This window comes from Clostridium luticellarii (genome assembly GCF_002995845.1).
GTDB classification, from domain to species: domain Bacteria; phylum Bacillota; class Clostridia; order Clostridiales; family Clostridiaceae; genus Clostridium_B; species Clostridium_B luticellarii.
This window is the reverse complement of sequence record NZ_PVXP01000044.1, coordinates 18196-28230: the sequence shown is the minus strand read 5'-3', so window position 1 is coordinate 28230 and position 10035 is coordinate 18196. Positions and strand designations below refer to the sequence as shown.

At 34.1% G+C, this 10035-nt stretch carries 14 protein-coding genes and 2 riboswitches; of the genes, 3 read left to right on the top strand and 11 right to left on the bottom strand.

Going from position 1 to position 10035, the window contains the following annotated elements:
* Positions 1 to 158: 158 nt before the first annotated feature.
* From CLLU_RS12965 to CLLU_RS12945, 5 genes are all read right to left on the bottom strand, one after another.
* Positions 159 to 497 (bottom strand): hypothetical protein, encoded by a 339-nt coding sequence (locus tag CLLU_RS12965; RefSeq protein WP_106010205.1) that lies wholly within the window; start codon positions 495 to 497, stop codon positions 159 to 161.
* Positions 481 to 729, bottom strand: coding sequence for a hypothetical protein (locus CLLU_RS12960; protein WP_106010204.1), 249 nt, complete (start codon positions 727 to 729; stop codon positions 481 to 483). The genes CLLU_RS12965 and CLLU_RS12960 overlap by 17 nt, the downstream gene beginning before the upstream one ends.
* Positions 720 to 1106: a LytTR family DNA-binding domain-containing protein gene (locus CLLU_RS12955; protein ID WP_242977619.1), complete on the bottom strand. Its 387-nt coding sequence runs from the start codon at positions 1104 to 1106 to the stop codon at positions 720 to 722. Before CLLU_RS12955 ends, CLLU_RS12960 begins: the two co-directional genes overlap by 10 nt.
* Positions 1107 to 1167: 61 nt before the next feature.
* A complete protein-coding gene (locus CLLU_RS12950) occupies positions 1168 to 1461 on the bottom strand; it encodes a hypothetical protein (protein WP_106010203.1) in 294 nt (97 codons plus the stop codon).
* Between the two features lie 153 nt (positions 1462 to 1614).
* Positions 1615 to 1714: riboswitch (TPP riboswitch) on the bottom strand.
* Positions 1715 to 1750: 36 nt separating this feature from the next.
* Positions 1751 to 2311, bottom strand: coding sequence for a TetR/AcrR family transcriptional regulator (locus CLLU_RS12945; RefSeq protein ID WP_106010202.1), 561 nt, complete (start codon positions 2309 to 2311; stop codon positions 1751 to 1753).
* A 159-nt stretch (positions 2312 to 2470) separates the two neighbouring features.
* On the opposite strand from CLLU_RS12945, the gene CLLU_RS12940 reads away from it, so the two are divergent.
* A complete protein-coding gene (locus CLLU_RS12940) occupies positions 2471 to 3583 on the top strand; it encodes an alpha/beta fold hydrolase (protein ID WP_106010201.1) in 1113 nt (370 codons plus the stop codon).
* 156 nt (positions 3584 to 3739) lie between these two features.
* Here CLLU_RS12940 and CLLU_RS12935 read toward each other — a convergent pair whose 3' ends face one another.
* From CLLU_RS12935 to CLLU_RS12920, 4 genes are all read right to left on the bottom strand, one after another.
* Positions 3740 to 4339 carry a MarR family winged helix-turn-helix transcriptional regulator gene (locus CLLU_RS12935; RefSeq protein ID WP_106010200.1) on the bottom strand — a complete coding sequence of 200 codons (600 nt, stop codon included), beginning with the start codon at positions 4337 to 4339 and terminating at the stop codon, positions 3740 to 3742.
* A gap of 240 nt (positions 4340 to 4579) precedes the next feature.
* Positions 4580 to 5083: a nitroreductase family protein gene (locus CLLU_RS12930; protein WP_106010199.1), complete on the bottom strand. Its 504-nt coding sequence runs from the start codon at positions 5081 to 5083 to the stop codon at positions 4580 to 4582.
* 122 nt (positions 5084 to 5205) lie between these two features.
* Complete coding sequence (locus CLLU_RS12925) at positions 5206 to 5802, bottom strand: TraR/DksA C4-type zinc finger protein (RefSeq protein WP_106010198.1); 597 nt, start codon at positions 5800 to 5802, stop codon at positions 5206 to 5208.
* 102 nt (positions 5803 to 5904) lie between these two features.
* Positions 5905 to 6636: a 4Fe-4S binding protein gene (locus CLLU_RS12920; protein WP_106010197.1), complete on the bottom strand. Its 732-nt coding sequence runs from the start codon at positions 6634 to 6636 to the stop codon at positions 5905 to 5907.
* Positions 6637 to 6864: 228 nt separating this feature from the next.
* A riboswitch (TPP riboswitch) is annotated at positions 6865 to 6964 on the top strand.
* Between the two features lie 177 nt (positions 6965 to 7141).
* Here CLLU_RS12920 and CLLU_RS12915 point away from each other — a divergent pair.
* Both CLLU_RS12915 and thiW read left to right on the top strand, forming a co-directional pair.
* Positions 7142 to 7450, top strand: a complete 309-nt coding sequence (locus CLLU_RS12915; protein WP_106010196.1) for a thiamine-binding protein — start codon at positions 7142 to 7144, stop codon at positions 7448 to 7450.
* Between the two features lie 4 nt (positions 7451 to 7454).
* Positions 7455 to 7958, top strand: a complete 504-nt coding sequence (gene thiW, locus CLLU_RS12910; protein ID WP_158255926.1) for an energy coupling factor transporter S component ThiW — start codon at positions 7455 to 7457, stop codon at positions 7956 to 7958.
* 127 nt (positions 7959 to 8085) lie between these two features.
* On the opposite strand, the gene CLLU_RS12905 is transcribed toward thiW, so the two are convergent.
* Positions 8086 to 8934, bottom strand: a complete 849-nt coding sequence (locus tag CLLU_RS12905; RefSeq protein WP_106010194.1) for a polysaccharide deacetylase family protein — start codon at positions 8932 to 8934, stop codon at positions 8086 to 8088.
* Between the two features lie 90 nt (positions 8935 to 9024).
* The gene (locus CLLU_RS12900; protein ID WP_106010193.1) at positions 9025 to 10017 is read right to left on the bottom strand and encodes a methyl-accepting chemotaxis protein; all 993 of its coding nucleotides are present in this window, start codon (positions 10015 to 10017) and stop codon (positions 9025 to 9027) included.
* Positions 10018 to 10035 lie beyond the last annotated feature (18 nt).

The window sequence follows — 10035 nt, the reverse complement described above, 5'->3', positions numbered from 1 at the left end:
TTATGCCCTTTTTTTCTGTTTAACTATTATAAATTACAAGAATTGCCTTTGATCTTCTAATTACCTTTTTTTGAAACTTCTTCCCATCATCAATTCATTTTTATCAGTGAGTTTCGCAATTACCTATTATTTATAATATTAAATTTACAATTGCTTTTTTATTCCACCGGATAAACCATACATTGCTCCATATTCTTCATCAAGGACAATCTTACATGCTTCAAATCTTTGACAAGAATCTTTGAGAAATATAAATAGTAGTTAATCAGAATAAAGGAGCAGCTTTCTTCAACTTCCCTTTTTAGTTCCAGCTGTATGCCTATGCTCTCTTCATAGTTGTATATTATGAATAGTATGAGCACAATTGAAAAAAGAGGTATTGCAATAGGAATATACCAGTCTATTACAAAGGAAAAGCTGCCGTAACTTCTGGAATTCACATAGGGGTATATGAGCCTTATGCTCACCATTATGGGTATGCTAAGAGCAAATATCAATCTGAGCCTTGCTCTCCCAGAGTGAATCTTTCATGTACCTGTTTCTGCCCTTAAAAACAGTATTCTTGAGTAGCAATATTAAAAACACACCTGCAAGTACTACTGCATACACCATTGCATAATTTATTATATAGGAACTGCCTTTCCAGTAAAAATAAGCCCCGTTAAGGGCTTTGAACATGACTTCTACAAAGTATATGGAAAATATAGCGGGGAATTCTTTTATAAGCACCCTTTAAGCCCCCTTTTATATCTGAAGGAAACATAACACTTTTCCTCATTTGTCATGATTATCCTGTTTGACTTCATGTCCACTTCAGCAATCTTGTCCCTGTTGACAATATAGGATTTATGGCGCCTGTAAAAATTGGGGATAAGCTTTTTTTGTATATCCTTCAGACTTCCGTAAAATTCAATCTGCCTGTTTTCTTCATGAACCCTTATCCTGTGCGCTGCAGCACTGGTTTCTATAAAAAGGATGTCTCCCAATTTTATGCCGTTCATACTGCACTTCAAATCCACATCCAGAAAATAGATACCTGTAATATCCCGCCTTTTTATATATTGAATTACTTCCATGGGATTTTCGGTACACAGGGATATTTTCAAATCGATATTTCCATTAAATTAATCTTATATTTATGACTACTTTTTTCAAAAATTATCTCATTTACATTTTATTATAAATTTGTATATATGTACTGTCATATAATATTATCAGTACATCCTGCAATCCCCCGCAAACTTCTTTAGTGCAGCTTCTTATCGAAGATAACTCCAGTTCAAATTTATTATCCTTCTGCTCCGAGTCTATTACAATACTTTTACTATTTTTATAAAATACAGGCTTATTATAAGACAATAACTTATTTGATTTACCCTCTATATTTACACTTATGTTTTTATTTTTAAAATATTGTTCCAGCTTTTTGACTACATCTTCATTTTCCAAGAAATTTGTCATTTATTTCCTCTCCTTTTTTACATATAATCACCTTATCCAAGCTCATAACAGCGCCTATCTCCAACTTTAAGAATCTGAAAATATTAGCAATGTTAGCGTTTGGATAAAATAAAAAAAGTACTTATTAGGAAACAATAAACACTTTATAACTATTAAAATAATTAGTTTGCTCCCTACGCCAGTATTAGCTTAAACAGGTTCAAAGAGTCAGGTTTCAGCCTTCTCAACTAAAATGGTTCCTCTGCAAACACATATATTAAATTTTACATTTTATTTTTTTGTAATAACCTTAAAGGGACATTTGTGTGAAAAAGTAATACTGCAATCTATTTAGAAGATTGATAGCCTTCTTATCCATACCATTTTCCAGTATCCAGGTCATAAGCACAAAAACATTCGCCACATAAAGATTAGCCAATAGATCTAGTGAAACATCTGTAGATTTTTTATGCTGTTGTAAATATAAACGACACTGTGAAAAAAGAATCTTTTCAATTTCTTCTCGCAGATCCCCCCTGGGTACATGAACTTTCAGCAGTGTCTTTATCTCTTCCTTACGATGTGAAAATATTTGGGAAACATCGCCTATAATTTTCTCTACACCGCCGCTCTCCGTTTGTAAAAAACGCAGTTTTGCTTTCTTCTTCACAATATCAACATAGTACTGCACAACTTTTTCCAAAAGATCATATTTGTCTGTGTAGTGGCTGTAAAAAGTAGAACGGCTTGTTAATGAAGCCTCACATATGTTTTTAATTGTAATACTGTCAAAATCTTTTTTCCCCAGTAATTTGATAAAAGCTGCTTGGATATTTTGTTTTGTTTTAAAAATACGCACATCTTCCGCCAATCAATCTCACACCTCTTGTTCGATTTAGTACATTTTTATATGTTTCATTCGATTACGAACATATTATATCATTTTAACAATTGTTTGTCCTTTAAAATAACAATATACTCTAGTTGATGGCCCATAGGTCAAATCAATCAATTAAACGGAGGTATTCTTATGTTCAAAAAATATACAGGCAATGAACAATTTGATCTGCAGATAACTCGTTTTACTTATGATTATGAAAATGATCCCGGGGTAAGGGAGGATTTAAAACAAATAGTGCCCAAATTAAAAGATTTTGACAGCTGGTATGAAAACTGGTCACATCTTGCTGTGAAGCGGGAAAATGAAGGCTTTTACGGCATAGCCTCAAATTATTACAAGGCAGCTGAATTTTACCTGCAGCCGGAAGATCCCAACAAACAGAAAATGTATGAAGGATACCGCAGAAACTTTTACAAATACTATAATGATTTTGATTTCAAAAGCTACAAGGTTCCCTATGAAAACTCTTTTCTTCCAGCTGTAGAGCTGTTCAACCCCAACGCACATAAAACGCTGATTATTTTTGGAGGCTATGATTCCTATATGGAAGAGATCCTCAAAGAAGCTGTATTTTTAAAAAACACGGACTATAACATAATTGTTTTTGACGGTCCAGGCCAGGGTACGGCTTTAAAAAACGGGCTGAAGTTTATTTCAAACTGGGAAAAACCGGTTTCGACGGTAATCGATTATTTCAATTTGAAACGTGTCACTGCAATCGGCATATCCTGGGGAGGTTATTTTGTCATGCGTGCGGCAGCTTTTGAAAAGCGCATAGATAAAGTAATAGCATTCGATATTTTTTATTCCGGATTAGATGGGTTGATGAATCGAATGCCCAAGGAAATGTGGAATAAGTTCGTTAAATTGTTTGAAGCCGGTAAATCCGCTGAATTCAATAATTTCATAAACAAGATGATGCGGGACAATATTGATCTGACATGGAAAATAAATAAAGGTTACGAAATCACCGGCGAAACTACACCTTTTGATCTATGCAGAAATTTTAAACATCACAGCATGAAAGGCATAGGGCAATTTATCAACCAGGACGTTCTACTATTGGCCGGTGAAGATGATCAGTATGTTCCAATTTCAAGGCTTCCTCAAATTCAGCAGGAACTCTGCAATGCAGGCTCCATTACAACAAAGGTCTTTACCAGGGAAACCGGTGGCGAACAGCATTGTCAGGCTGACAAGATTGCCCTTGCCTTTGATGAGATCAAAAAATTTCTGGGCTGAGAAAACTTATTTACAGGGATAAAAATATATATTTTAATATCTGTACACACAAGCATGTAACAAGTAGAAAGCAGTATCCAATTTATAGGATTACTGCCTTCTATTTTTATATATTATACTTTGGTCAAATCTTTCTCTAAAACAGCTGAAACAATATTAATCTCTCTTTTTTCCCATGTCACCGTCATGTCTTCCGCCGCACCACCCATGATGAAATCCGCCTCCAAAGAAAACATCTTTGTGTTCTCTAAGGTGATGGCCATGCTCCATAAATTTCTCCATCATCTGCTTGCGAAAATCCTCGTTGTCGCCTCCGAACTGCTCTTGAAGTCCTTCAATAATACGCTTCAAATACCCGTTCAGGTTGGATAGTTCCTCATCGTTCAGACAGTCAAACAATTTTCCCATTTCAGGCGGCGCATCATCTTCCATCTTACCAGCTGCTGCAGCACCTTTTTCAGTCAGCTTTATATTGAGGCTGCGGCGATCTTCCTCTGATGTCTCACGCTCAATATATCCGTTCTTTTCTAATTTATTCAGAAGTTCCGCCAGAGCCTGCCTGCTCATATCTAAAAGATAAGTCAGTTCTTTCTGGCTAATTTCAGGTTTCATCTTCAAAATTGAAAGAACACGTCCCTGTCCTCTGTGTGGATTGCTAAAAGGTCCAAAATTCCTGAGATTTTGCATTTGATAGCGGTGCAGTAATGTATGCAGATGTGTGAACTGCTCTAAGATTTCTTCTCTTATTTCACTCATGTGAAATACCTTCCTTTCACTAATTTTAATTACCTAGGTATTTTTGTCAAGTACTTGACTATAGTATAATAATTAAAGATTAATTTGTCAGGTACTTGACTATAATTTGTGAAAATTTTTTATACTTATTTATTCCCATGGCTATTCTCTAAAGTAGTCAGTACAATAATTTTATAAAAAATAAAAAGATGAAGCGCTAAAAACTTCATCTTTTACACGTTCCTGCCGTAAAATCAATTATTACCATTTACTCCAATGTACTCTTTCTTCATTATATCTATCAGTAACAGATTTCTCTTCTCCGGGATAACCCAGGGATATTACACAAAAAGGCACTATATGTTCAGGAAGGTTTAACAGCTTAGCAATACCTTCAACTCTTTCTTTCATCGGATATACACCAAGCCATACTGCACCTATTCCAAGAGCTTGTGCCATGACAAGTATATTTTCTGCAGCAGCAGAACAATCCTGTATCCAGAAATCCTCGTCAAATTTTTTGAATTTCATATCACCGCAGATGACAATGGCATGACTGGCTTGTTTGAGCATTTGTGAATAGGGATGTACTTTAGTAATACCATCTAATATATTTTTATCATTTAAAACAATAAACTGCCATGGTTGTTCGTTACCTGCTGAAGGTGCGGACATAGCTGCCTTCAAAATTTTTTTTATTGTCTTTTTAGAAATTATTTTATCCGTATATTTTCGTATGCTTCTTCTTTCTAAAATAGCATTCATTACACTACCTCCTAACATTATAGACATATATAATCCATATCAACTTATCTTTTGAAACATACTAACACTTTTTTTAAGTATAAGTCAATAATTCATATACATAATATGGATCATTTAAGATATTAAGGCAGCTGATTTTTATACTGATCATTGCTTATAGACTCTACTGGTTCTACATATTCCTCATCTTCATCTGTGTATTCTTCCACTATATTTTCTCTTCTGTTGAATTTTCCAACTGCCTGATAGCTGTCCTCTGAATCAAACTCAGTTTGCCGCCCATATCCATTCTCCATGGTATCTCCAATTACATCTTCTTCAGAAGGCCTGTTTTTTGACTCTACCGGTTTTAAACTGTCCATATTGTCCTGGCAGTCAATGCAGTATTCTGTATAGGGAACATATTCCATCCGCTTTTGATCTATTTCTTTACCGCATTTTTTACATTTTCCATAAGTACCCTTTTCTATATTTTTCAGGGCATTATCTATCTTATCTATAATAATTTCCTCATTTTTTTGAAAAGCCAGTCCCCTTTCCTTATCATACAAACTGCTGGCACTGTCTGCAGGATGATTGTCGTAAGCGGACAACTCAGACGAAAATTCCTCATTGGACTTTATGGTACCATTTTTCTCCATCTGCTGCAACAGATCTTCTGCTTCCCTTTTCTGCACCTCCAATTTATTCTTAAATTTTTTCAATAAATTATTGTCCATAATTATAAAAACTCCTTTCATCATACTTCAGCATATATATATTTTTACTAAAATGATAAAGGTTTATTCTATTATCCTAAAGCTTATTCAGTAAAATTTGCTTTAGCAATTCTCTTTAGGTATTTTAAATTCACAGGGCACCTCAACCTGGCATTTTCCACAGCCATATCTCGGTTTATATCTCACGGAAGTCCTATCCAAGAATCTAGCACATGCAATGTGGTCTTTTCCATTTTCTATAGATATGGCCCGTGAAGGACAATTCTTCGCACATTTTCCGCACATTATGCAATATTCATATATTTTCTTGTATTTTCTATCATCAGGAGATAAATACAACTCTGTGACAATACTTCCAATTCTGCCTGCTACTCCCTTTTGTGCAATAAGCCCCTTTGAAAGTCCGAATGATCCAAGACCGCATATAAAACCTACATGCCTTTCAGACCAGTTGCTGGTAAAAGACAGCTCAGGATGATCAGAACTGCCTGGAAATTTTACTGTCCAAAACCTTTTATCCAGGGAAGGTACTACACTATCATATCCTTCTTCCATCAATTTTGATTTCAGATGACTGCAAAGCTCATTTAAAAAAATTTGCCCCTCAATACGTCCGTGGAGCCACTCACTTGAAGGCCAAAACAATTCTTTTTTGTTTCCCTTTCTGACTGCTTCACTAAAAGGCAGAAAAAAGGATATGACGGTTTTAGAGTTTTGAAGCCATTCTTTTGGTGTTATATAATGATTTCCAATTACCGAGGGTTTCTTTAACAATAAAAAATACTGATCCTTCGCAGAACCAAATGCAAAAATTGGTTTTTCAAAAATTTTCATTCCTATGACATCTTCCGAAATAGCTACATCTTTTTTTACATATTAGACAACAGTTTTGCAAATATCATGGATGCTGATAAATGGATAAAACAGGCTCATTAAGAAAAATGAAATATATGCCGCCGAGAATATGCCAAAAAGTTCAATTCAAGTGAAAAAATTGAACTTTAGTAATTTTACAAACATTGCTCTGACAACAAATTAGTGATATAATAAAATATAATCTAATATAAGTTACAGGGGAACTAATGTAGTTGAGAAGGATTAAAAACCTGACCCTTAGAACCTGTCAGCTAATACTGTCGCAGGAAGTTAAAACACAAATTTGAAATTAAGCTGTTTTTAACCTAGGGGATGAAACAGCTTTGTATATTTTAGAACCAAATACAGCAATACATAACTTTTATGCAAATGTAGGAAAGCATAAAAAGGGGTGCACCACCGCGGGTGTATTTACTTTTTATGCTTTTCTTTATTTATTAAAAAAATTAGGAGGATTGATAAAATGAATGCAAGTGTAGCAATTCAAGTATTACCAAATGTAGAGGATGAAAATGTGATTCCTATTGTGGACAAAGTTATTGACTACATAAGGAGCACCGGGTTGAATATATTTGTAGGCCCTTTTGAAACTACAATTGAAGGAGATTATGACCAGCTCATGGATATAGTAAAAAGGTGTCAGATCATCTGTATAGAGCAGGGAGCACCAAGTGTAATGTCCTATGTCAAAATAAATTACAACCCAAAAGGTGTCTGGAGTATTGAGAAAAAGACAAAAAAGCATCATCCTGAAATGAATGGAGGAAAATGAAAGAATGGAAAAATCTATTATCAAAAAAGAAGTTTTTACTGCCCTGCTGGCAAGTATATCCTATGTACTCAGTACTTTTGTCTCTTTTCCAAGAATGGCGCCATTTCAGCATTTTATAAACGTCATAGGTGCAGTTTTTCTGGGACCCTTATGGGGTTTTAACTGTGCCCTGCTGACAGGACTCATGAGAATGATATTAAACGGAAGTACAATTCTGGCAGTAATTGGTGCTGTGGTCGGCGCATTTTTGTCGGGGCTGCTGTACAAAAAGTTCCATAAATTGATATGGGCAGTAATTGGTGAAGTAATTGGAACGGGAATCTTAAGTGCAATTATTTCCTACCCTTTTATGAGGGCATTTTACGGACTCCCCAAAACTTCGATATTCACTTATATTCCCTTTTTCATTCCCGCATCTTTAATGGGAGCAACCCTTGGATATATACTTCTCAAAGCACTTGAGAAATCAAGAGTACTTCCATATTTGAAATCTCTTTTAAATAACTAAACATCACCTTCTAAGGTAGACCTCAATGAAACTAGTTTAAAATCGGGTTAGTTTTTGTAGTCTTTATAAAATATAAGACCTCCAGTTCAAGACTGGAGATCTTTATTTATCAAAAACACGGTAAATTTCACTTTAGTGTATCAAATGAATACCCCTGGGAGCTAAAATACGCTATGATCTGAGGAAGTGCTTGTACAGTAGTGGTTTTAGCAGGTGCATCATGCATCAGCACAACTAAATGATCATGATTGGCATACTGTTTAACCTTGCTAACTAAGTTTACTACAGGAACTACGTTATGTTCAGCATCACCGGTTAAATCATTCCAATCAACATACTGGTACCCATTTTCCTTTATCTCTTCCCTAAAAGGTTCGAGCCTCTTGCCAAAAGAACCTCCTGGAAATCTTACAAGCTTTAGATCATAATTGTTTCCGAGAATAGATTTTAATATTTCTTCACACTTTTCCACATCACTCATAAACACTTTTGGGTTTGAGTATATATATTTCATATCATGAGAATAAGTATGATTCCCAATTACATTTCCCTGTGCAGCTTCTTCCTTTACAAGTTCTTTATTCTGTTCTGCACTCTTCCCTATTAAAAAAAATGTAGCTTTTACATTATGCTCTTTCAATATCTTCAATATCTTAGGAGTATTGTTTGCAGAAGGTCCATCATCAAAAGTTAGATACACCACTTTTCTTCCATCTGATTTATAAGGATTAAATTCACCTAAATCCTTTGAATTAGAAATCTGTACTTTACTTTCCCTTTTATTCATGTATTTCTGAGATTCTGTGGAAGAATTCTTAGGTGAATTAGAAATACTGCCAGCTGTCACAGCTTTTGATTTTTTATAAGATAAGCTTGCTCCATAAATAAATCCAAGAGAAAATAAAAATAAAATTGATACTGTAATTACTACTATATCCTTCTTATTTTTAACAGGCTTTCTTTTATGTTTTATCATATATCATACCATCCCCCATGTACATACATATATATTATATACTATGAATATACACAAAAACATACTATTCAACTAATAGTTTTATATAAATCAAACCATATTTTCTGAAGATATAACTTCAATCTGATCTATAAAATCTGTCAAGTCTGAATGGATCATTACTTTCTCAGATGCTTTTACATCCAATTCCTTAATCTGATCTTTTACATTTTTTGAAGAATCTGTTATTCCATTTGAGTTAGCAATTATGTTATTCAATTCTTCCTTGGCATTATTTGTGGAATCATCCATCTTATTGCTCAATGTCTTAACACTTTTAGAACTTTCCAGTATGCTGCCAAATACAGATTCAGTTTTCTTTGCAAAATCAATTCCATCTTTCAAAGTCCCCCTTGAAGTTGAGATGGATGAGCTTAATTTGTTTACATTCTCACTCATTTCATTCATCTTTGCACTTATGCTGTCCACTAAATTTTTTGTGGATTCAGATAAATTTTTAACCTCATTTGCCACTACTGCAAATCCCTTTCCATATTCTCCAGCTCTTGCAGCTTCTATGGATGCATTTAAAGACAATAAATTGGTCTGATCTGCTATATCCTTGATATTTCCTGAAAGTCCGCTGACTGAATCAAAAGATGCTTTAAGATCCAAAAAAATAGTCTGAAAATCCTTCATGTTCTTCTCTATATCATACATTTTTTCCTTGAGATTCGAATTCATAACAGCAGCATTATCAACAAATTCAGTGGATTTGTCCACTGTTGAATCTATATCCTTGAGCATAGCTGTAAATTCATTGAAATTATCATTAAAATTACTCATAATACTATTAATATTTTTTATACTTGTTGAAACCGTATCATATGCATTGTCTACTTTTTGTATGGAACCCCTAATTGAAATTTCCTTTTCCATCAAATCCTGCATCCTTTTCTGAACATATCTTGAACCATAATTTATAAATTTATAATCATTATCCTCATTGGTATTTTGAATATTATCCAATTCTTCAGCTTTCATATCTTTAGAGGAATTGTCCAATTTAACTTTGTTTTTATCACTAGAAAATAATTTCCACATTTTCCGTTACCTCCATTT

Bases quoted from the DNA above. Each gene is read 5' to 3' on its own strand.
- CLLU_RS12950 (WP_106010203.1), bottom strand. From the start codon at position 1,461: ATGACAAATTTCTTGGAAAATGAAGATGTAGTCAAAAAGCTGGAACAA.
- CLLU_RS12940 (WP_106010201.1), top strand. From the start codon at position 2,471: ATGTTCAAAAAATATACAGGCAATGAACAATTTGATCTGCAGATAACT.
- CLLU_RS12935 (WP_106010200.1), bottom strand. From the start codon at position 4,339: ATGAGTGAAATAAGAGAAGAAATCTTAGAGCAGTTCACACATCTGCAT.
- CLLU_RS12930 (WP_106010199.1), bottom strand. From the start codon at position 5,083: ATGAATGCTATTTTAGAAAGAAGAAGCATACGAAAATATACGGATAAA.
- CLLU_RS12925 (WP_106010198.1), bottom strand. From the start codon at position 5,802: ATGGACAATAATTTATTGAAAAAATTTAAGAATAAATTGGAGGTGCAG.
- CLLU_RS12920 (WP_106010197.1), bottom strand. From the start codon at position 6,636: ATGAAAATTTTTGAAAAACCAATTTTTGCATTTGGTTCTGCGAAGGAT.
- CLLU_RS12915 (WP_106010196.1), top strand. From the start codon at position 7,142: ATGAATGCAAGTGTAGCAATTCAAGTATTACCAAATGTAGAGGATGAA.
- thiW (WP_158255926.1), top strand. From the start codon at position 7,455: ATGGAAAAATCTATTATCAAAAAAGAAGTTTTTACTGCCCTGCTGGCA.
- CLLU_RS12905 (WP_106010194.1), bottom strand. From the start codon at position 8,934: ATGATAAAACATAAAAGAAAGCCTGTTAAAAATAAGAAGGATATAGTA.
- CLLU_RS12900 (WP_106010193.1), bottom strand. From the start codon at position 10,017: ATGTGGAAATTATTTTCTAGTGATAAAAACAAAGTTAAATTGGACAAT.